Genomic DNA, 19,661 nt, shown 5'->3' with positions numbered 1-19,661 from the left:
CAGGGGGCGGTGCGCGCGGGATTTACCTCCGGTATGAGTTGCTATGAATCAGAAACTCAGGAAAGGTTCCCGGCTTTTTGGCGGCAGGCTTTGAGGGCCTGCAGTATGTATTTCTCGACGCTGCTGACGGAAATGTTCATTTCCTGGGCAATCTCGGAATAGGAGAGGCCCCGGCTTCTGTGCAGGAGAAAAGCCTGGCGGCATTTCAGGGGGAGGCTGTCCATGGCCTGGTGGATGGCCTGGAGTTGTTGTCGGGCAGCCAGTACCCGCTCGGGGGACTGATGGTCGGCATGGTCGTCGTCCATCGTGGTTGCACCCTCAGCGGGCAGCTGTTGATTGATGTACTCAATGTGCAGCTTGCCCCGGCGCAGTTGGTCCACCGCCAGATTGTTGGCAATTTGAAACAGGTAGGCGCGGGGGTTCTCCAGGTCCTTCTCGTCGCTGAGCTTTTGCAGGCGTAAGTAGGCGTGCTGGGCGATATCTTCGGCGTCTTCGGTGCTGCGCACGATGCGGGTGACAAAGCGCACCAGTGCCTGGCCGTGATCGGCAAACAGCTTCTCCAGAAGTGTCTTCCGGGCTCTATTCATTAGTTAGCGGGGTCCCGTACAGCGCTCTTTGTGGTTGTTCTTAGCGTTTGTTGTAGTTGTTTTGCGTTGTTTTGCATTGCTTTTATTCGAGCTCGGCAAGTTATAACACAGGCGGATAGCAATCGACGAGTGGTCGTTTTGGCACGATAAAGTGACTCATCGGCCCAAATCCTCATTTTTTTGGCGGCTAAGTCCACGTCGACCGTGAGATTGGCGGGTGTCTATTCCTGTGCGGTGATGCCGGTATAATGGCCGGCTTCTCGGTGTTCAATGTCGACAATATCGAGCCCACTGTCGGAAAATACTGGTGTGACCAAATGTTACGTTCCAGTTCTGCTGGCAGTGCAGGCCCCTTACGTATTAATCAGGGCACCTCCCAGGGTGCGGAGAGCGAATGAGTTATCAAGTACTGGCGCGCAAGTGGCGGCCGCGGTTGTTCCGGGAGATGGTTGGGCAGGAGCATGTGCTTCAGGCGCTGATCAATGCCCTGGACAACAATCGCCTGCACCATGCCTATCTGTTTGCCGGTACCCGCGGGGTGGGCAAGACCACCATTGCACGGATTCTCGCCAAGTGCCTGAACTGTGAGACGGGCGTCAGCTCTGAGCCCTGTGGCCAGTGTTCGGTTTGTAGTGAGATCGCCGACGGGCGCTTTGTTGACCTGATTGAAGTGGATGCGGCTTCCCGTACCAAAGTGGAAGATACCCGCGAGCTGCTGGAGAATGTCCAGTATGCGCCGACAAGGGGCCGCTACAAGGTGTACCTCATCGACGAGGTGCACATGCTCTCCAACAGTTCCTTCAACGCCCTGTTGAAGACCCTGGAAGAGCCGCCGCCCCACGTTAAATTCCTGCTGGCCACCACCGATCCGCAAAAGTTGCCGGTGACGGTGTTGTCCCGCTGCCTGCAGTTCAACCTCAAGAATATGAGCCCGGAGCGGGTGGTTGAGCACCTGCGTTTTGTACTGGAAAAAGAGCTGGTGCCCTTTGAAGAGGCTGCCCTCTGGCATCTGGGGCGCGCTGCTGACGGCAGTATGCGCGATGCCATGAGTCTTACCGATCAGGCCATTGCCTTCGGTGGCGGCAAGATCAGTGAAGCGGAAGTGCGGGCCATGCTCGGCACGCTCGACAGTACTCTGGTGTGGAAGTTGGTACAGGCGCTGGCGGATGAAAATCCATCTGCGCTGTTTGCGGCGGTGGATGAACTTTCCCAGCAGGCGCCGGATTACAGTGCGGCGCTGGCTGAACTTGCCGCCATATTGCACCGCATCGCGATTGCCCAGGTGTTGCCGCAAGCGGTTGATAACGCATTGGGGGATGCCGAATTGCTGACGCAGCATGCCGCCGCCATTCCCGGTGAGAATATCCAGCTGTTTTATCAGATGGCACTGCTGGCGCGCCGCGACCTGCCGCTGGCTCCGGAGCCCCGGGGAGGCTTCGAGATGGCCCTGTTGCGCATGCTCGCCTTCAAGCCCCAGGGGGTTGCAAATATTCCAACCGCCAGCCTGGCGGGGCAGGGGGCAGCTCAGGTGTCTCAGGCCTCTCCACAGGTGCCGGCTGCGGCTACAAATCCGGTAGCGGCTCAGGTGCCACAGCAGCCCGAGGCTAGTTCACCAGTGGCTGTTCCACAGCATTCTGAGCCTCAGGTCGCGGACACCGCGGCTGCAGAGTCCGCTCCTCCGGTCGATGATGCGCCGCCCTGGTCCGATGATCCGCAGCCAGCGGCTCCCACTGCCCCTCAGGTATCACCATCAGAGCCGGGCCCAGAGGGCACCCGGTGGGAACAGCCTGGCGCGCAAAACGGAGAACAAAGCGGAGCGCAATTCGAGGAGCACGGCGGAAAAAAGCCGGAACCTGAATCGGCGCCGCACAGTGTTGCGGCGGAAGCGCCTGCCTGTGAGTCGCCAGTTGTAGCGGCACCTATGCAGGCACCTGTGCAGGCAAATGAGCCGGCAAGTGTTGAGCCCGCGGAGTTAACCTCGGGGTTAATCAATTCGGGGTCAATGAATCCGGCGTTCGTAAATAGTGCCCCTCCTGCAGCAGCGATGGAGCCGCACTTCCCTGAGCCTGACACTTCCATGGCTCCGTCGACCGTTGTGCCTGAACCCGCACCACAACAGCCAGTACCACAACAGCCGGCACCACAACACCAGCAGGCCGCGGAGCCTGACGCACGCGCTGCATTGCGTGAACAGTTGCGCCAGCAGGTGGCACAAGTGGAGTCGGCGCCGATACCACCGGTTAGCGCACCCGTGGCCAGTCCGAAGGTCGTCGCCGCGCCCCAGCCCGAGCAGGCTGTGCCTGCAGCCCGGCTGGATGCCCTGTCGCCTGGCAGCTGGCCTGCCATGTATCCGCAAGTCGGTGTGACCGGTATCCTTCACTCCATTGCTTCGCACCTGGAGTTACTGGGGCGACAGGACAATATACTGTCATTTACGCTGGATCAGTCTTTCAGCAGCCTCTACGACGAGGGGCACCAGCGCCGGCTCGCCGATGTGCTGGGTGACTTTTTCGGTCAGCCACTGTCGGTGCAGATCCAGATAGGTGAAGTGCACGGCGGCACTCCTGCACGCCTGATCGCCGCTACTCGTGAAGCACAGTTGTTGTCTGCCCGGGATGCCCTCAACGCAGACCCGCTGGTGCAAGACTTGCAGTCCGAATTGGGCGCGCAGTTAGTTCCGGACTCTGTTGAGTATCTCGGTTGAATGCGGGCGCTCTGCGATTGCCGCCAGCTCTCTATGTATTTGAAATATCTGAATGAATTGATTGAACGGTGATACCGATGATGAAAGGTTTGGGCGATTTGATGCAGCAGGCCCAGAAGATGCAGGCCGACATGCAAGAGCGCATGGAAAAGATGCAGAAGGAATTAACCGATCTGCGCCTGACCGGCGAATCTGGAGCCGGTATGGTCAAGGTCACCATGAACGGCCGCCACGATGTGACGGACGTGAATATTGACCAGAGCCTTCTGGGTGAAGACAAAGAAATGCTTGAGGATCTGTTGGCGGCGGCGGTGAATGACGCGGTGCGACGGGTAGAAGATGCCTCGCAAAAATTGCAGAAAGAGCAAATGGGCGGTATGGCTGCGGGTATGAACTTACCTGAAGGCTTCAAATTTCCCTTCGGGTAAATCAGCCTGTATTGACGGCGGCCTGTGAAAAGCAGGCGCTGTCGCAACGATTCCGGGGCTCTGTATGGAGCCCTTTGTTTTATCCAAACAGGTACCGAACAACGACCATGTTCAGCCCCCTGATAGAAGACCTGATTCGCGCACTGCGCTGCCTGCCTGGCGTCGGCCCCAAATCCGCCCAGCGCATGGCCATGTACCTGCTGGAAAAAGACCGCGATGCCGCCGGCTTACTGGCCAGCTCTCTGGCCCAGGCGGTGGAAAAAGTCGGCCGCTGCACCCGCTGCCGTACGCTCACGGAACTGACCGTGTGCACCCTGTGCGCGAACAGTCGCCGGGATCACACCATGCTGTGTGTGGTGGAGACTCCGGCCGACGTCCTGGCGATTGAGCAGGCAGGTAATTATCACGGCCTTTACTTTGTCCTTCACGGCCACCTGTCACCTATTGATGGAGTGGGCCCTGCGGATCTGGGACTGGATCTATTGGGTGAGCGCTTGAGTGAGAAAGAGGACGGTGGCATTCGCGAGTTGATCGTTGCCACCAACCCCACAGTGGAGGGAGAGGCGACGGCGCAGTTTATTGCTGAGCGCGCCCGGGCCAAAGGTGTTGCTGTTAGTCGCATCGCCCACGGCGTGCCCATTGGTGGGGAACTGGAATATATCGACGGCGGCACACTGGCCCATGCCTTTAACAGTCGTACCACGCTGTGACCTTGACGTAGCCTGAGTATGAAAAATCAAAATCTGGACGATTGATGTCTGAGCAATTCAAAAGCACCGGGAGTAAAAGCCTGGTGGATACCACACCAATTTGGGTCGATAGTGGCGAAGAGCTGGCAGCGCTTTGCGCGCGCTGGCGCACCCAGAGCGCCGTCGCGCTGGATACAGAGTTCATGCGCAGCCGTACTTTTTACCCGCTGCCGGCACTGGTGCAGGTGGGAGATGGTAAACACTGTTACCTGATCGATAACCTCGCCATTGAGGATCTCGCTCCACTGCGCGAACTACTGCTGGATACCCGCGTGGTCAAAATCATGCACTCCTGTAGCGAGGACCTGGAAACCCTGGATCGCCTGCTGGGCGCCATTCCCGATCCCATATTTGATACCCAGGTAGCCGCAGCCGTTACCGGGATGGGGGCAGGGCTTGGTTATGCCGCAACCGTCAGCCAGCTACTACAGGTCGAGCTGCCGAAAAGTGAAACCCGCTCGGACTGGCTGCAGCGCCCCCTGAGCGAAGCACAGAAAAATTATGCCGCCCTGGATGTCGCCTGGCTGCCACTGGTGTATGGCATTTTATTGAAGACATTGCGTGAGCAGGGGCGACTGGACTGGGTGCAGGAAGACTGCACCGCTGCCGTCCAGGCGGCACGCGAACCTGAACCGCCCGAGCTCTATTATCGCAAGGTCAAAGGCGCTTGGCGTTTGCGGTCGAAGCAGCTCGCTGTATTGCAGGATCTCTGTACCTGGCGAGAGCAGGAGGCGCGCGCACAAGACATTCCCCGCAATCACCTGTTGAAAGAAAATGTCTGCTTTGGTCTCGCGCAGGCGATGCCCAAATATCTCGCCACCCTGGCACAGCCGGGACTGGAGGGCAAAACCCTGCGCAAGTATGGCGAGACCCTGCTGCAGATTATTGCAACAGCCGCGGAGCGGCAGGATATGCCTGCGCCCCTGCCTGAGCCTCTCAATCGGGAGCAGGGTGAAGTGCTCAAGTTGCTGCGCGCGAAAGTGACTCAGCTGGCGGAAGAGGCCGGAGTGCCCTCGGAAATTCTGGTGCGTAAAAAAGAGCTGGAAACTCTGGTTCAGGCGCAAGCGCCTGAGCTCGAAGGGCGCCTCCTGGGCTGGCGCAAAACAGTGGTTGGTGAACCATTGCTGGCAGAACTGAACAACCTGAGAAATTCTTGATGACCGATTCAGCGAACTCTTCAGTGAAAACCCTGTGTGATATTTACCGCAGTCCGCGCGAAGCGGAAATGTACCTGTACGTCGATAAGGCCCAGGGTATGGCGCGGGTTCCAGAAAAATTACAGTCGCTGTTCGGCAAGCCGGTACATGTCACCACGCTTCTGCTAACACCGAAGCGCAAGCTTGCGCGCGCAGATGTGGAAAAGGTCATGAACGCCCTGCGAGATCAAGGCTACTATCTGCAGATGCCCCCGGTCGTTGACGACGAAATGCGGGCAATTGCTGCGCAGAATAGTAAATTGCCCCGTGGGTGATATTCGTTAAATCGAAAGTGGTAATGCATTCGTGGTAAGTCAATCGTGGTAAGCCAGAGGCCATTCTGGCAGCGCAAATCACTTTCGGAAATGACACCGGAGGAGTGGGAGTCCCTGTGCGACGGTTGTGGCCGTTGTTGCCTGCATCGGCTGGAAGATGAAGATACGGGGGAGGTTCACACCACGCGTGTTTCCTGCAAGTTACTGGATACACACACTTGCCAGTGCAGTGACTACCCACGGCGCAAGCAGTTGGTGCCAGACTGTATTCAGCTGACACTGGAAGATGCCGCCAATTTTACCTGGTTGCCCGCTACTTGCGCTTATCGCACCCTGGCGGAGGGGCGGCCGCTGGCCAGCTGGCACCCGCTGGTATCCGGTGATCCCGATTCTGTGCACAAAGCGGGGATATCCGTACAGGACCAGGTGATCAGTGAATCCCAGGTGCATCCCGATGACTTTCAGGAGCATGTTGTCATCTGGGTAGGAGATGACTGAGGGACTGACTGAGGGACTGACTGAGGGAATAACTGAAAGGGTGACTGACCGGCAGCCTAGCGTCGGCAGTACGCGGGATTGAAAAACGTTTTAACTATTCATGTGAAACACTAAAGCGAAAATACAATGGCTGAAGAATTTAAAATTGCCTGGGCGGTTTACGCCGGTGGGGTACTGGTTCTGCTGGTGGCGGGCTGGTGGTTTATGCGGAACTGGGGGTGGTCCTGGGTGCGCAATCTGTTATTACTGGAAGCGGCAACTCTGTTACTGGTTCCCGCCCGCGGGAGCATGGAGGATGGTCCCCTGACACCACTGTTGCCGCTGTTTGTTTATCAGACCATTTTTGAGGAAGAGGGCGCGTCGCCGGAAGTGGCTGCCAGCCTGGTCTTTGCCGGGGGTGGTGCCTTCGCAGTGATGTTGATTGTCGGGATCATTACCCTGATGGTGCGGCGCCGTAAAGATCGCCCTATGACGGAGAGTGACCAGTACTGAGTTTCTGTCTCCAATCACCGGGCGTTACGCCTGAGAATTATGCGCCTGCCTACTATTGAGGTAACTGAGGTAGAGGGAGGCGCCAATCCCATTGTTCAATCCTATCCCGCTGCGGCCGATTTTCCCGGTTACTGCTATATCTAATAGAGCCCGCAACAAACCCTCGCTATCTTGAGGCAATGGCTGCATGGCGCCGAATGGCACACTAAAGCGCCAGGACGCACAACTCGCGATTTACATAACCGACAAAACACAAGAAGTGCCAGCAGTGGCGTTAACTGCGCGCTATTAGCCGTGCGCTGAATGAAGGGACAGGGATGCTCGACCACCTGCTAATTCTGACCGCTGTCATGCTGGTCTCCGGTATTCTCGGTGGCCTGGTCAACTACTACCAGATGCTGTTCACCGAGGAAGATCCTGCTGGCCTTGCCCGCTGCCTGATCATGGGGTTGTGTGGCGCCTTGATGGTGCCAATTTTCCTCAAGTTCACCCAGAGTGACCTGCTGATTGAAATTCAGGGGGACCCGTCCCGTCTGCTGATCTTTACCGGTTACTGCCTTCTTGCAGCGATTGCTTCTCGTATGTTCGTCTTCAATGCGGCCCGCCGTCAGTTGCGGGATGCCAGTATTGCGCGAGCGCGGGTCGAGAACCTGGAGCAGGAGATTCGTGCGATGCAGCTGGAAATGATGCCGCTGCTGGAGCACGAGATTGAGGGTGACCCGGATCAGGGACCGACGCTGGACTTTAACCAGATCCGCAAGCTGGACGACAACGCGTTGCATGTGTTGAGCCTGCTCAATACCGGGGACTGTGTTTTTCGCTCCCTGGCTGGAATGGCCCACGAGGGTAATATGGAATCCAATTCCATTGCCCGCGCGCTCAACAGCCTGTTGGTGCTGGAGATGGTGGGCAAGATCCACAGCCACCTGGGCATCCGCTGGTACATTACCGATAAGGGGCGTCAGGTAGTGCGTCGCCGCCGCACCCAGGTGGCTTGATCGGGTCTCTGCACCGCTCTTCTTTTCGGGGCTTCTTCGTTTTTCCTTGCAGTTTATGACTGCATTTATTTATTTGGTCGCATTCAGTTGGGGTGCGGCCGCTGCCGTCATTCAATCTGACAGATTCCGCCTTTGGCCGTTTTCGCGGCATCCTTTACCATGGGTGTTTTTCGATCGATAACATTCGGAGCAGCCATGAAATTCACCGGAACCGACAGTTATGTCGCCACCGACGATCTGCAGATGGCGGTGGATGCGGCGGTTACCCTGCAGCGTCCGCTGCTGATCAAGGGGGAGCCCGGTACCGGGAAAACCCTGTTGGCAGAAGAGGTGGCCAGCAGTCTCGGCCTGAAGCTGATTCAGTGGCACATCAAGTCCACGACCAAGGCGCAACAGGGCCTGTATGAGTACGATGCGGTGTCCCGCCTGCGCGATTCGCAGCTGGGGGTGGACCGGGTGCACGATATTGGTAATTACATCAAGAAGGGCAAGCTCTGGGAGGCGTTTGACGCGGATGAGCGGGTGGTGCTGCTGATTGATGAGATCGATAAGGCGGATATCGAGTTTCCCAATGATTTGCTGGTGGAAATCGATCGTATGCAGTTTTTTGTGTACGAGACGGGCGAGACGATCACGGCCAAGCATCGTCCCATCGTGATCATTACTTCGAACAATGAAAAAGAGCTGCCGGATGCATTTTTGCGTCGCTGCTTTTTCCATTACATCAGTTTCCCGGATCGGGCGACGATGCAGAAGATCGTGGATGTGCATTATCCGGGGATCAAGCAGCAGTTGGTGGCGGAGGCGATGGATGTGTTTTTCCAGATCCGCGAGGTGCCGGGGCTGAAGAAAAAGCCTTCGACTTCCGAGCTGATTGATTGGTTGAAGCTGTTGCTGGCGGATGATATTCCCGAGGAGGTACTGAAAAATCGCGATGCGACTTCGGCGATCCCGCCTTTGTACGGCGCGTTACTTAAAAATGAGCAGGACGTGCATATGTTAGAGCGTCTTGCATTTATGGCGCGCCGAGAGAACCGGTAACAGTATCAGCTAGTGTGGTGGCGGTAGTGCTGGCGGGTGAAGGTTTGCGAAACACGCCGTGAACCCATCCATGGGGGCTCTTCTGCGAGGTCCCTCTCGCAGAAGGTTTCGCAAACCTTCACCCGCCACCACTACCTTCGCCCTGAAATTCTCATCTTTATCGAGCACAGCTTATGCTCATCGGATTTTTCCTGAACCTTCGCCGCCATAGCCTTCCAGTTTCCATTACCGAGCTGCTCTCGTTGCTGGAAGCCCTGCAGCAGCGTCTTGTCTATGCCAACCTGGACGAATTTTATTTCCTGGCTCGTACTTGCCTGATCAAGGACGAAAAGCACTTCGATAAATTCGATCGCGCTTTCGCTGCCTACTTTAAAGAACTGGAAACCCTCGACGATATTCTGGAACAGATGATTCCGGAGGATTGGTTGCGGGCGGAGTTTATGAAGCAGCTCAGTGAGGAGGAGAAGGCGAAGATTGAATCCATGGGCGGCCTGGAAAAGCTGCTGGAGGAATTCAAGAAGCGTTTGGAGGAACAGAAGGAGCGGCACAGTGGGGGTAACAAGTGGATAGGTACCGGTGGTACCAGTCCATTTGGCAACAGTGGCTATCACCCGGGTGGTATTCGTGTGGGTGGCAAGAGCCGTAACAAGTCGGCTTCCAAGGTGTGGGAGAAGCGCCAGTTTCGCAATCTCGATGACAGTATCAGCCTGGGCACTCGCAATATTCAGGTGGCACTGCGCAAGCTCCGAAAGTTCGCCCGCACTGGTGCGGCGGAAGAGTTGGACCTCAACGACACTATCCGTTCCACTGCCCGCAATGCCGGATTGCTGGATATCAAGATGGTGCCGGAGCGGCACAATGCGGTGAAGGTGCTGATTTTTTTCGATGTGGGCGGTTCCATGGATCCCTATGTCAAACAATGCGAAGAACTGTTTTCAGCCTGCCGCAGTGAGTTCAAGCACCTGGAATATTTCTATTTCCACAATTTCATATATGAGCATGTGTGGAAGGACAATCACCGCCGCTATAGTGAGTCGACGCCGCTGGTGGAAGTGCTGCGTACTTACGGCAAGGATTATAAGGTCATTTTCGTCGGTGATGCGTCCATGGCGCCTTACGAAATTACCAGCCGCTTTGGCAGTGTCGAGCATATGAACGAAGAGCCCGGTGCTGCCTGGATGGAGCGGGTGACGAATGTCTACGATAAACTGATCTGGCTCAATCCTACTGCAGAGGAATACTGGCAATACACCGCAAGCATTGGTATGGCCCGGAAACTGGTGGATGGGCATATGTACCCGATGACCATCGAGGGGCTGGACAGGGCGATTGCGTATCTGGTGAAGGGGCGCTAGGTCGGGGCAGTTAATTCAGGCTGCCGAGGTGAGAGGGGGAAAGTGATCCGATCGCTAAAATGGGTGGTTGCAGGGTAGGCGCATCATGCGGATCTACCCTGCTGCTTACTTATACGTGCTGGTTACACTTTGTTAGTGGGCGATTTTTTCCAGCAGGATATCCACGATCTGATCGGCGGAGAATTCCTGGTTCTCACTGTCGCGGCGACCCTTGTACTCGATATTGCCTTTCTCGAGGCCGCGGTCGCCCACCACGATACGGTGTGGAATACCAATCAGCTCCGTGTCTGCGAGCATGCCGCCCAGGCGCGCCTTGGGCTCGTCCATCAGCAGCACGTCGATACCTTTGGCGGTCAGGGCGTCGTAGATGTGCTCGCATTTCTGCTGCACGGCTTCGCTCTTCTGCATGTTGATGGGCACTATGGCCAGCTGGAAGGGAGCAATAGCTTCCGGCCAGATGATACCGGCGTCGTCGTGGTTCTGCTCGATGGCCGCCGCTACCACGCGGGAAACCCCGATACCGTAGCAGCCCATGGTCATAACCTGTTCCTTGCCGTTCTCATCCAGTACCGATGCATTCATCGCTTCACTGTACTTGGTGCCCAACTGGAAGATATGGCCGACTTCGATGCCGCGTTTGATCTCCAGGGTGCCCTGGCCATCCGGGCTGGCATCGCCGGGGACTACGTTACGCAGGTCTTCCACACGCTTCAGCGCTACATCGCGCTCCCAGTTTACGCCGGTCAGGTGGTAATCGTCTTTGTTGGCGCCGCAGACGAAGTCCGCCAGGTGCGCCGCGGCGCGATCCACCAGCACCTCGATTTCCAGGCCGACGGGGCCAAGAGAGCCGATGCCACAACCCAGCTCGGCGGCGATACGCGCTTCCGGGGCAAATTGCAGCGGGCTGGCAATACCCGGCAGTTTTTCCGCTTTCAGTTCGTTCAGGTCGTGGTCGCCGCGCAGTACCAGTGCAACCAGCGGGGCGGTTTCGCCTTCCTCTTCCACTTCACCCAGTACAATCAGGGTTTTCACGGAAGTGTTGGCAGCAATACCAAAGGCTTCTTCCAGTGCCGCGATGGTTTTCTGCCCTGGGGTGTGCAGTTCTTCCATCGCTTTGCTTGCTGCAGGACGCTCACCGGTGGGAGCTACCGCTTCCGCCAGTTCCACGTTTGCGGCGTAGCGGCTCTCGCTGGAAAACGCGATATCGTCCTCACCGCTTTGGGCGAGCACGTGGAATTCGTGAGAGTGGGAGCCGCCGATAGAACCGGTGTCTGCCAGTACCGGGCGGTAATCCAGGCCGATACGATCGAAGATGCGGCAGTAGGCACCGTGCATCACATCGTAGGTTTCCTGCAGGGAGTCTGCGCCCAGGTGGAAGGAGTAAGCATCCTTCATGGTGAACTCGCGCGCGCGCATCACGCCGAAGCGCGGGCGAATCTCATCGCGGAATTTGGTCTGAATCTGGTAGAAGTTGGCCGGCAGCTGTTTGTAGCTGTTTACTTCAGTGCGAATCAGATCTGTGATCACTTCCTCGTGGGTGGGGCCCAGGCAGAACGGATTGTCGTGGCGATCCTGGATACGCAGCAGTTCCGGGCCGTATTGCTGCCAGCGACCAGACTCTTCCCACAGCTCCGCCGGCTGCACCACCGGCATCAGCACCTCTAATGCGCCAGCGCGGTTCATTTCTTCGCGCACAATCGACTCGACCTTGCGCAGTACCCGCAGGCCGGTGGGCAGCCAGGTGTAGAGGCCGGATGCCAGGCGGCGAATCATGCCGGCACGCAGCATCAGCTGGTGGCTAATGACCACTGCGTCATTGGGAGTTTCTTTCTGGGTGGCGATCAGATAGCGGGATGCGCGCATAGGGCTTTCTTTTTCTGTCTGTGAATTGAGGTAATAAACAAGAGGGCGGCCATTCTACGCCGGACGCCCACAAACAGAAAACCCCGCAAAAGCGGGGTTTTCGTGGCTGAAAGCGGCGAGACTCAGGACTCGGCCATTTCCTTCAGCTTCTTCAGCGGGCGAATTTTTACCTGGATGCTCGCAGGCTTGGCCTTGAACATGGTCTCTTCGCCAGTGAAGGGGTTGATGCCCTTGCGTGCTTTTTTGGCCGGCTTCTTCACGGTAGTGATCTTCAGCAGGCCCGGCAGAGCGAATTCGCCCACAGCGCGCTTCTTCACGTGGCCTTCGATCACGTCGGTCAGCTCGTCCAGAACAGACTGTACCTGCTTGCGGGACAGCTCGGTTTTCTCGGCGATCTGGTTCAGGATCTGGGTTTTGGTGTACTTGTCTTTGATCGCAGTCACTTTCTTGGCCGGAGCGGCCTTGGCTGCTGCTTTCTTGGCTGGAGCCTTCTTGGCTGCAGTTTTCTTGGCGGGTGCTTTCTTAGCTGCGGCTTTCTTTGCGGCCATCGTTAGCTTCCTTCTATATATAAGTGTTTTTCCAGTGAAAGTGTGTAGTACTCGGTACTGAGCTGAAGTATATCCAGTTTTTCTCGGGGCGCACGGGGTAAAAACGGAAAAAAAGTGCTTTTTTTTAGGGTTTTGGTCGAAATGCGACACCCAAATACCCCCGTCTGCGGCCTATTTGAGCACCGGGTGCCCACAAAAACAGCGTTCTTCTTCCCTCGCGGGTGCTCATGTATAATCTGCGCCCCTTTATATTCAGTGAGATCCGGGTACCGAGATGCCTATCTACGAATACCAGTGCAAGGCCTGTGGCCACCAGATGGAAGCCCTGCAGCGTATGAGCGATGCTCCGCTGACAGACTGCCCCGCCTGTGACAAAGCGGAACTGAGCAAAAAGATCAGTGCAGCCGGATTCCGCCTCAAGGGCGGCGGCTGGTACGAAACCGATTTCAAGACCGGCAGCAAGAAAAACCTCGCCGGTGATGCTGCCAAGCCTGCCAGCAAGTCTGGCGGCTCCGAATCCAAAGCCAGCTGAGTAGCTGGATACACGACTACTGCGTTTACAACTAAGGGAATAAGACTCCATGCGCACCGACTACTGTGGCGCCCTGCGATCCGCCGATATTGACCGCGAAGTAACCCTGTGTGGCTGGGTAGACCGCCGCCGCGATCACGGTGGAGTCATCTTCATCGATCTGCGCGACCGTGATGGTATCGCCCAGGTGGTCTTTGACCCGGACGCAGCAGAGCACTTTGCCCTGGCTGACAGAGTTCGCAGCGAGTATGTGCTGAAGGTCACCGGTCGCGTGCGTGCACGTGCCCCGGAAGCGGTAAACCCGAATATGGCCACCGGTGAAATTGAGGTTTACGGCCTGCAGCTGGAGATCCTGAACGGCGCCGAGACGCCCCCCTTCCAGCTGGACGAGCACACCGCTGTGGGCGAAGACGTGCGCCTGAAGTACCGCTACCTGGACCTGCGCCGTAACGAGATGCAGCGCAACCTGCGTTTCCGCTCCCAGATTACCAATGCCATCCGCAACTATCTGGACGGCGAGGGCTTTCTCGATATTGAAACCCCGATCCTGACCCGCGCCACCCCGGAAGGTGCCCGTGACTATCTGGTGCCGAGCCGTACCCACGCGGGCAAGTTCTTCGCGCTGCCGCAATCCCCGCAGTTGTTCAAGCAGCTGTTGATGGTGTCCGGCTTTGATCGTTACTACCAGATTGCCAAGTGCTTCCGCGACGAAGACCTGCGCGCAGACCGCCAGCCGGAATTCACCCAGATCGACATCGAGACTGCCTTCCTCGATGAAAACGCCATCATGTCCATCACCGAGAACATGATTCGCAAGCTGTTCAAAGAGCTGAAAGGTGTGGACCTGGGCGAGTTCCCGCGCATGCCGTTCAGTGAAGCGATCGCCAAGTTCGGCTCCGACAAACCGGACCTGCGTATCCCGCTGGAGCTGGTGGACATCAAGGATCTGATGACCGAAGTGGAGTTCAAGGTGTTCTCCGGCCCGGCCAACGACCCCAAAGGCCGCGTGACCGCGCTGAAAGTGCCTGGCGGCAACGACAAGCTGACCCGCAAGCAGATCGACGACTACACCAAGTACGTTTCCATCTACGGCGCCAAAGGACTCGCTTATATCAAGGTGAACGACCGGGCGGATCTGGAGAATGGCCTGCAGTCTCCGATCGTCAAATTCCTGCCGAACGAAGTGCGCGGGGCGATTTTGGATCGCTTGCACGCCGAAAACGGCGACCTGATTTTCTTCGGCGCGGACTCCGCTAAAGTAGTAACTGAAGCCCTGGGCGCGCTGCGCTGCAAGCTGGGTGAAGACCTCAACCTGTACGTGTCCGAGTGGGCGCCGCTGTGGGTGGTGGACTTCCCGATGTTCGAAGAGAACGATGATGGCAGCGTTACCGCGCTGCACCACCCGTTCACGGCACCTTCCTGTTCCGCAGAAGAACTGGAGAAGAGCCCGCTGGAAGCGCTGTCGCGCGCCTACGATATGGTGCTGAACGGTACCGAACTGGGTGGCGGTTCCATCCGTATCCACAATCAGGAAATGCAGCAGACGGTATTCCGCGCCCTCGGCATTGACGCTGATGAGCAGCGCGAAAAGTTCGGCTTCCTGCTGGATGCGTTGAAGTACGGTGCGCCGCCCCATGGTGGCCTGGCCTTCGGCCTCGACCGACTGGTAATGTTGATGACCGGCAGCGACTCCATTCGCGATGTCATCGCCTTCCCGAAAACCCAGAGCGCGGCCTGTGTCATGACCGATGCCCCGGGAGCGGTGGACGCCAAGCAGCTGCGCGAACTGAGTATTCGCCTGCGCCAGAAGGAAGAGCAGGTAGGTTAATAGATAGGGCTAAGCTTTCGGTTGTACCACTCCGGCGCTGGCCGGGGTGGTTCGAAACGCCAGTTAGCCATACTAATGGAGAATCACCGGAGAGATATCGATGGCGGGACACAGTAAATGGGCCAATATCAAGCACCGCAAAGCGGCGCAGGATGCCAAACGGGGTAAGGTTTTCACCAAGATCATTCGCGAGTTGACCGTCGCGGCCAAGGGCGGCGCTAACCCCGATGACAATCCCACACTGCGCACTACCATCGACAAGGCGCTGGGCGCGAACATGAAGCGCGACACCATCGATAAAGCCATTGCCCGCGGGGCGGGCAATGCGGATGGTGATAACTACGAAGCGGTAACCTATGAAGGTTACGGTGTCGGCGGTGTTGCGGTTCTGGTTGAGTGTCTGACCGACAACCGCAACCGCACGGTAGCCGATGTGCGTCACGCGTTTACCAAGCGCGGTGGCAACCTGGGTACCGACGGTTCCGTGGCTTACCTGTTCTCCCGCAAAGGCCAGATGTATTACGAGCCGGGTGCCAGTGAAGATGCGCTGATGGAAGCCGCGCTGGAAGCGGGCGCCGAGGACATTGAGACCAACGACGACGGCAGCATCGAGGTTACCACCGAGTTTACCGATTACATGTCGGTAAAAGATGCGCTGACCACTGCCGGTTTCAAGCCGGACAATGCCGACATTGCGATGATTCCCTCCACCACGATTCCACTGGACAAAGAAGGTGCTGAAAAGGTGCTGGCGCTGGTGGATATGCTGGAAGACCTGGACGATGTGCAGAATGTATATACCAACGCGGATATCCCGGAAGAGGTGATGGCCGAGCTCGCTTGATCTCGCCGTGCTGTCATTGCTCTCTCGCTTCGAATGCCCCGCCCGTCGGGGCATTTTTGTATCTGTCGGTATTCAAAGGGCGCGCGGCAGTGATACCGGCCTTGACGCCCCGGCAGCAGCTTGGGACACTTCCCGCATTAATTGTATAAATGTACAGGGGTTGAAGGCCGTGACTCGAATTCTGGGGATCGATCCCGGCTCACGCAAGACCGGTTATGGTCTGATCGATGTAGATCGATCCCAGGCCCGTTATGTGGCCAGCGGTGTCATCCGACTGCCCGACGGCCCCTTGCCGGAGCGTCTCAAGCTCATTTTTGACGCGGTCAGCCAGATTGCCCAGCAGTACCAGCCACAGCAGATGGCCATCGAGAATGTCTTCATGTCCAAGAGCGCAGGCTCCGCACTCAAGCTGGGGCAGGCGAGGGGGGCTGCCATAGTCGCCGCCACCCACGCAGACCTGTCGGTAGCGGAGTACGAGGCGCGCAAGGTCAAGCAGGCGGTGGTGGGTAACGGCGGGGCCGACAAACTGCAGGTGCAGCACATGGTCAAGACCTTGTTGAAGCTGCCGGCTTCTCCCCAGGAGGATGCGGCGGATGCCCTCGCGGTGGCACTTTGCCACATGCATACCATGCAGACCCTGATTCAGTCCTCAACGGGGAGCCGGGCGCGTTTCCGTCGCGGGCGCCTGAGTGTGATTTAGTGGCCTGGGTTGTAGAGCTTTGGCCCTGAGAAATAATTGAAACTGGAAGCAAAATGATAGGAAGACTCAGCGGCATTCTGGCCGCCGTGCAGCCCCCTCAGTTACTGGTCGATGTCCAGGGGGTGGGCTACGAAGTGCTGGCTCCCATGACCACCATTTTCGAGTTGCCCCAGTTGGGCGGCAGCGTGCAGCTGCACACGCACCTGGCGGTATCGGAAACATCGCAACAACTGTTTGGTTTTATTCGTGAATCCGACCGTCAGTTGTTTCGCACCTTGATCAAGGTCAATGGCGTCGGCCCCAAGATGGCTCTGGCGATCCTGTCCGGGCTCGATGGTGCGGCGCTGGCTCGCTGCGTGGCAGATGACAATGTGGGCGCGCTGGTAAAAGTGCCTGGGGTCGGCAAGAAAACCGCTGAGCGCCTGATCATTGAGTTGCGCGGCAAGCTTGCGCCGCAAACCGGCGATCTCGGCGATATTCCGTTGATGGCCGCCAATGCTGAGCCGAAGGTGGATCACGCTGGCGAGGCAGAGAGCGCCCTGGCCGCGCTGGGGTATAAGCCCACCGACGCCAGCAAGATGGTCGCCCGTGCCGCGAAAGATGCACCGGACGCCGACAGCGCCACCCTGATTCGCCTTGCTCTCAAGAGCATGGCGCCCGCCTAACCGAATTGAGATGACCCTGTGATCGAAGCTGACCGCCTGATTGCTGCTGAACCGATTGGCCCAAGTGGGCAAGAGGAGCAGTACGACCGCGCTGTGCGCCCTAAGACACTGTCTGACTATGTCGGGCAGCCGGTGGTGCGCGAGCAGATGGAAATCTTTATTCAGGCGGCCAAACTGCGCAAAGAGGCGCTGGACCACACATTGGTGTTCGGCCCGCCTGGTCTCGGCAAAACCACCCTGGCCAATATCATCGCTGCGGAAATGGGCGTGGCGATCAAGACCACCTCGGGACCTGTGCTGGAAAAGGCCGGCGACCTTGCCGCGATCATGACCAACCTCGAACCCGGTGATGTGCTGTTTATTGATGAGATTCATCGCCTCAGTCCCCACGTCGAGGAGGTGCTGTACCCGGCGATGGAGGATTACCAGCTCGATATCATGATTGGTGAAGGGCCCGCGGCGCGCTCGATCAAGCTGGATCTGCCGCCCTTTACCCTTGTCGGTGCGACCACTCGCGCGGGCCTACTGACATCGCCGTTGCGGGATCGCTTCGGAATCGTCCAGCGCCTCGAGTTTTACAATGTCGAAGATCTCACCAGTATCGTGGCCCGTTCGGCCCGCCTGATGGGGGTGGAAATGGACGAGGGTGGTGCGCATGAGGTTGCGCGCCGTGCACGCGGTACGCCGCGTATTGCCAACCGTTTACTGCGCCGGGTGCGTGACTACGCCGAGGTAAAACGCGATGGCCACGTGTGTGCCGAGACTGCGGACCTGGCACTGAACATGCTGAATGTCGATGCCAGCGGGTTTGACCAGCTCGACCGCCGTGTACTGCTGACCATGATTGAGAAATTTGATGGTGGCCCTGTGGGGGTGGACAGCCTTGCGGCGGCGGTGAGTGAAGAGCGGGACACCATTGAAGATGTCCTCGAACCTTATCTCATTCAGCAGGGATACCTGGCCCGCACCCCGCGAGGCCGGGTGGTGACGGCGCTGGCCTACGAGCATTTTGGTATCCCGAAGCCTGACCGCACCTGACGAACCAGACCACATCCTGTAGCATGTCCCTTTCACGTCGCTGTATGGCTTCCGCGCTAGTGTTGGCCGGTAGCCCCAAAGAGCTAATAAAGAGCCAATGGTGTCGCAGCGGCGGCCTCGGTTTTACAAGTAAAAGCCGAGAGCAATAGCCGAAAACAAGAAAATAAATCGCGTTTCAGTGGCAGTCGGCCAAGTTAAGGACGGTGCGTGTCAGAGCCTTTCAATATTCCCATTCGCGTCTATATCGAAGATACCGACGCTGGCGGAATCGTCTATTACGTCAATTATTTAAAGTATATGGAGCGGGCGCGCACAGAATTGGTCCGCTCCCTCGGCTATGATAAGCCAGCGATGCCACAGCAGGGTTTGTTGCTGGTAGTGCATTCAGCGGAGGTTCAGTATCGGCGGTCTGCAATACTGGACGATCAATTGCGGGCCAGTGCCGCCATAGGCAAGCTGGGTCGCGCCGCAGTCACGTTTGAGCAAAAAATCTGGCGCGGTAATGAAATTATTTGTGAGGGTGTGGTCAAAGTGGCCTGCGTGGATGACGCCAGCCGCAAACCCTGCGCTTTACCTGAAACCATCTATCAAGCTTTGAAGGCAGTGAGTCGATAACATGAATGCCGGTGAACAACTTTCTCTGTGGGGACTGATTTCCAGTGCCAGCCTGTTGGTGCAGCTGGTCATGCTGCTGCTTCTGCTGGCCTCGGTGATCTCCTGGGTAATGATTATTCAGCGCGGTACCTACCTGGCGCGCGCCAAGCGCTCAATGGTCAACTTTGAACGCAAATTCTGGTCTGGCGCCGATGTCAACCAGTTGTTCCGCGACGGTAATGCGGCGGCAGAGAAGGGCAAGATCGACGGTGTCGAGTCCCTGTTTCGCGCCGGTTTTACCGAGTTCACCCGCCTGCGCCAGCAGGGCAAAAGCAGCCCCGCGGCCGTTATGGAAGGCACCGAGCGCGCCATGCGCGTGGCCATGTCCCGAGAGCAGGAAAAGGTGGAAATGAACCTGCCGTTCCTGGCGACCGTCGGTTCTGTCAGCCCTTATATCGGCCTCTTCGGCACTGTGTGGGGCATCATGAATTCCTTCCGTGGTCTCGCCACGATGCATCAGGCCACCATTGCCACCGTGGCGCCGGGTATTTCCGAGGCACTGGTTGCGACAGCCATGGGCCTGTTTGCTGCGATCCCCGCGGTGATGGCGTACAACCGTTATTCCGCCAAGGCTGAGTGGCTGCTATCCAGCTATGAGACTTTTGCGGAAGAGTTTTCCTCCATCCTGCACCGCAAGGTGCACGCCAGCTAAGGCGTCATCACCGA

The 19,661-nt window shown here is 57.6% G+C and carries 21 protein-coding genes; 18 read left to right on the top strand and 3 right to left on the bottom strand.

Annotated elements, in window-relative coordinates; all coding sequences use genetic code 11:
* Positions 1–56 precede the first annotated feature (56 nt).
* Entirely contained in the window at positions 57–587 is a 531-nt protein-coding gene (locus tag M0G74_RS02075; RefSeq protein WP_248213742.1) for an RNA polymerase sigma factor, read from the bottom strand.
* A 394-nt stretch (positions 588–981) separates the two neighbouring features.
* Between M0G74_RS02075 and dnaX the strand changes: the two genes are divergently transcribed.
* From dnaX to M0G74_RS02025, 10 genes are all read left to right on the top strand, one after another.
* Positions 982–3,291, top strand: coding sequence for a DNA polymerase III subunit gamma/tau (dnaX, locus tag M0G74_RS02070; protein WP_248213740.1), 2,310 nt, complete (start codon positions 982–984; stop codon positions 3,289–3,291).
* Positions 3,292–3,371: 80 nt separating this feature from the next.
* Complete coding sequence (locus M0G74_RS02065; protein ID WP_248215291.1) at positions 3,372–3,719, top strand: YbaB/EbfC family nucleoid-associated protein; 348 nt, start codon at positions 3,372–3,374, stop codon at positions 3,717–3,719.
* Between the two features lie 107 nt (positions 3,720–3,826).
* Positions 3,827–4,429, top strand: coding sequence for a recombination mediator RecR (gene recR / locus M0G74_RS02060; RefSeq protein ID WP_248213738.1), 603 nt, complete (start codon positions 3,827–3,829; stop codon positions 4,427–4,429).
* Positions 4,430–4,473: 44 nt separating this feature from the next.
* Positions 4,474–5,625: a ribonuclease D gene (rnd, locus tag M0G74_RS02055; protein ID WP_248213736.1), complete on the top strand. Its 1,152-nt coding sequence runs from the start codon at positions 4,474–4,476 to the stop codon at positions 5,623–5,625.
* Positions 5,625–5,939, top strand: coding sequence for a YcgL domain-containing protein (locus M0G74_RS02050; protein WP_236250591.1), 315 nt, complete (start codon positions 5,625–5,627; stop codon positions 5,937–5,939). Before rnd ends, M0G74_RS02050 begins: the two co-directional genes overlap by 1 nt.
* A 45-nt stretch (positions 5,940–5,984) precedes the next feature.
* Positions 5,985–6,437, top strand: coding sequence for a YcgN family cysteine cluster protein (locus tag M0G74_RS02045; RefSeq protein WP_348983677.1), 453 nt, complete (start codon positions 5,985–5,987; stop codon positions 6,435–6,437).
* 126 nt (positions 6,438–6,563) lie between these two features.
* Positions 6,564–6,929, top strand: coding sequence for a hypothetical protein (locus tag M0G74_RS02040; RefSeq protein WP_248213735.1), 366 nt, complete (start codon positions 6,564–6,566; stop codon positions 6,927–6,929).
* A 317-nt stretch (positions 6,930–7,246) separates the two neighbouring features.
* Positions 7,247–7,927: a YEATS-associated helix-containing protein gene (locus M0G74_RS02035; protein WP_160152690.1), complete on the top strand. Its 681-nt coding sequence runs from the start codon at positions 7,247–7,249 to the stop codon at positions 7,925–7,927.
* A gap of 195 nt (positions 7,928–8,122) precedes the next feature.
* Positions 8,123–8,968, top strand: a complete 846-nt coding sequence (locus M0G74_RS02030; protein WP_160152691.1) for a MoxR family ATPase — start codon at positions 8,123–8,125, stop codon at positions 8,966–8,968.
* Between the two features lie 173 nt (positions 8,969–9,141).
* Positions 9,142–10,323: a VWA domain-containing protein gene (locus tag M0G74_RS02025; protein WP_248213734.1), complete on the top strand. Its 1,182-nt coding sequence runs from the start codon at positions 9,142–9,144 to the stop codon at positions 10,321–10,323.
* Between the two features lie 132 nt (positions 10,324–10,455).
* Here M0G74_RS02025 and M0G74_RS02020 read toward each other — a convergent pair whose 3' ends face one another.
* Both M0G74_RS02020 and M0G74_RS02015 read right to left on the bottom strand, forming a co-directional pair.
* Positions 10,456–12,186, bottom strand: a complete 1,731-nt coding sequence (locus M0G74_RS02020) for a proline--tRNA ligase (protein ID WP_248213732.1) — start codon at positions 12,184–12,186, stop codon at positions 10,456–10,458.
* Positions 12,187–12,308: 122 nt separating this feature from the next.
* Positions 12,309–12,734, bottom strand: a complete 426-nt coding sequence (locus tag M0G74_RS02015; protein WP_160152694.1) for an HU family DNA-binding protein — start codon at positions 12,732–12,734, stop codon at positions 12,309–12,311.
* A gap of 274 nt (positions 12,735–13,008) precedes the next feature.
* On the opposite strand from M0G74_RS02015, the gene M0G74_RS02010 reads away from it, so the two are divergent.
* The 8 genes from M0G74_RS02010 (at position 13,009) to tolQ (ending at position 19,647) form a co-directional block, all read left to right on the top strand.
* On the top strand, positions 13,009–13,266 hold the full coding sequence (locus M0G74_RS02010) for a zinc ribbon domain-containing protein (RefSeq protein ID WP_248213730.1): 258 nt from the start codon (positions 13,009–13,011) through the stop codon (positions 13,264–13,266).
* Between the two features lie 49 nt (positions 13,267–13,315).
* Positions 13,316–15,094, top strand: coding sequence for an aspartate--tRNA ligase (aspS, locus tag M0G74_RS02005; protein ID WP_248213729.1), 1,779 nt, complete (start codon positions 13,316–13,318; stop codon positions 15,092–15,094).
* 100 nt (positions 15,095–15,194) lie between these two features.
* Complete coding sequence (locus M0G74_RS02000) at positions 15,195–15,938, top strand: YebC/PmpR family DNA-binding transcriptional regulator (RefSeq protein WP_248213727.1); 744 nt, start codon at positions 15,195–15,197, stop codon at positions 15,936–15,938.
* Positions 15,939–16,107: 169 nt separating this feature from the next.
* Positions 16,108–16,638, top strand: coding sequence for a crossover junction endodeoxyribonuclease RuvC (gene ruvC, locus M0G74_RS01995; RefSeq protein ID WP_160152698.1), 531 nt, complete (start codon positions 16,108–16,110; stop codon positions 16,636–16,638).
* 53 nt (positions 16,639–16,691) lie between these two features.
* The gene (gene ruvA, locus M0G74_RS01990) at positions 16,692–17,303 is read left to right on the top strand and encodes a Holliday junction branch migration protein RuvA (protein ID WP_160152699.1); all 612 of its coding nucleotides are present in this window, start codon (positions 16,692–16,694) and stop codon (positions 17,301–17,303) included.
* An 18-nt stretch (positions 17,304–17,321) separates the two neighbouring features.
* The gene (gene ruvB / locus M0G74_RS01985) at positions 17,322–18,341 is read left to right on the top strand and encodes a Holliday junction branch migration DNA helicase RuvB (RefSeq protein WP_248213726.1); all 1,020 of its coding nucleotides are present in this window, start codon (positions 17,322–17,324) and stop codon (positions 18,339–18,341) included.
* A 207-nt stretch (positions 18,342–18,548) separates the two neighbouring features.
* Entirely contained in the window at positions 18,549–18,956 is a 408-nt protein-coding gene (ybgC, locus tag M0G74_RS01980; RefSeq protein WP_160152701.1) for a tol-pal system-associated acyl-CoA thioesterase, read from the top strand.
* Position 18,957: 1 nt separating this feature from the next.
* Positions 18,958–19,647, top strand: a complete 690-nt coding sequence (gene tolQ / locus M0G74_RS01975; protein ID WP_248213719.1) for a protein TolQ — start codon at positions 18,958–18,960, stop codon at positions 19,645–19,647.
* The last annotated feature ends 14 nt before the right edge of the window (positions 19,648–19,661 follow it).

Origin of the sequence: Microbulbifer sp. CAU 1566, assembly GCF_023156515.1 — a bacterium.
In the GTDB taxonomy this organism is placed as follows: Bacteria; Pseudomonadota; Gammaproteobacteria; order Pseudomonadales; family Cellvibrionaceae; genus Microbulbifer.
Note: the sequence above shows the minus strand (reverse complement) of the source record. Positions and strands in the feature narration are given on the sequence as shown.

What these genes read in the sequence shown, in the direction of transcription:
- M0G74_RS02075 (WP_248213742.1), bottom strand. Translation starts at nt 587, where the DNA reads ATGAATAGAGCCCGGAAGACACTTCTGGAGAAGCTGTTTGCCGATCAC.
- dnaX (WP_248213740.1), top strand. Translation starts at nt 982, where the DNA reads ATGAGTTATCAAGTACTGGCGCGCAAGTGGCGGCCGCGGTTGTTCCGG.
- M0G74_RS02065 (WP_248215291.1), top strand. Translation starts at nt 3,372, where the DNA reads ATGAAAGGTTTGGGCGATTTGATGCAGCAGGCCCAGAAGATGCAGGCC.
- recR (WP_248213738.1), top strand. Translation starts at nt 3,827, where the DNA reads ATGTTCAGCCCCCTGATAGAAGACCTGATTCGCGCACTGCGCTGCCTG.
- rnd (WP_248213736.1), top strand. Translation starts at nt 4,474, where the DNA reads ATGTCTGAGCAATTCAAAAGCACCGGGAGTAAAAGCCTGGTGGATACC.
- M0G74_RS02050 (WP_236250591.1), top strand. Translation starts at nt 5,625, where the DNA reads ATGACCGATTCAGCGAACTCTTCAGTGAAAACCCTGTGTGATATTTAC.
- M0G74_RS02040 (WP_248213735.1), top strand. Translation starts at nt 6,564, where the DNA reads ATGGCTGAAGAATTTAAAATTGCCTGGGCGGTTTACGCCGGTGGGGTA.
- M0G74_RS02035 (WP_160152690.1), top strand. Translation starts at nt 7,247, where the DNA reads ATGCTCGACCACCTGCTAATTCTGACCGCTGTCATGCTGGTCTCCGGT.
- M0G74_RS02030 (WP_160152691.1), top strand. Translation starts at nt 8,123, where the DNA reads ATGAAATTCACCGGAACCGACAGTTATGTCGCCACCGACGATCTGCAG.
- M0G74_RS02025 (WP_248213734.1), top strand. Translation starts at nt 9,142, where the DNA reads ATGCTCATCGGATTTTTCCTGAACCTTCGCCGCCATAGCCTTCCAGTT.
- M0G74_RS02020 (WP_248213732.1), bottom strand. Translation starts at nt 12,186, where the DNA reads ATGCGCGCATCCCGCTATCTGATCGCCACCCAGAAAGAAACTCCCAAT.
- M0G74_RS02015 (WP_160152694.1), bottom strand. Translation starts at nt 12,734, where the DNA reads ATGGCCGCAAAGAAAGCCGCAGCTAAGAAAGCACCCGCCAAGAAAACT.
- M0G74_RS02010 (WP_248213730.1), top strand. Translation starts at nt 13,009, where the DNA reads ATGCCTATCTACGAATACCAGTGCAAGGCCTGTGGCCACCAGATGGAA.
- aspS (WP_248213729.1), top strand. Translation starts at nt 13,316, where the DNA reads ATGCGCACCGACTACTGTGGCGCCCTGCGATCCGCCGATATTGACCGC.
- M0G74_RS02000 (WP_248213727.1), top strand. Translation starts at nt 15,195, where the DNA reads ATGGCGGGACACAGTAAATGGGCCAATATCAAGCACCGCAAAGCGGCG.
- ruvA (WP_160152699.1), top strand. Translation starts at nt 16,692, where the DNA reads ATGATAGGAAGACTCAGCGGCATTCTGGCCGCCGTGCAGCCCCCTCAG.
- tolQ (WP_248213719.1), top strand. Translation starts at nt 18,958, where the DNA reads ATGAATGCCGGTGAACAACTTTCTCTGTGGGGACTGATTTCCAGTGCC.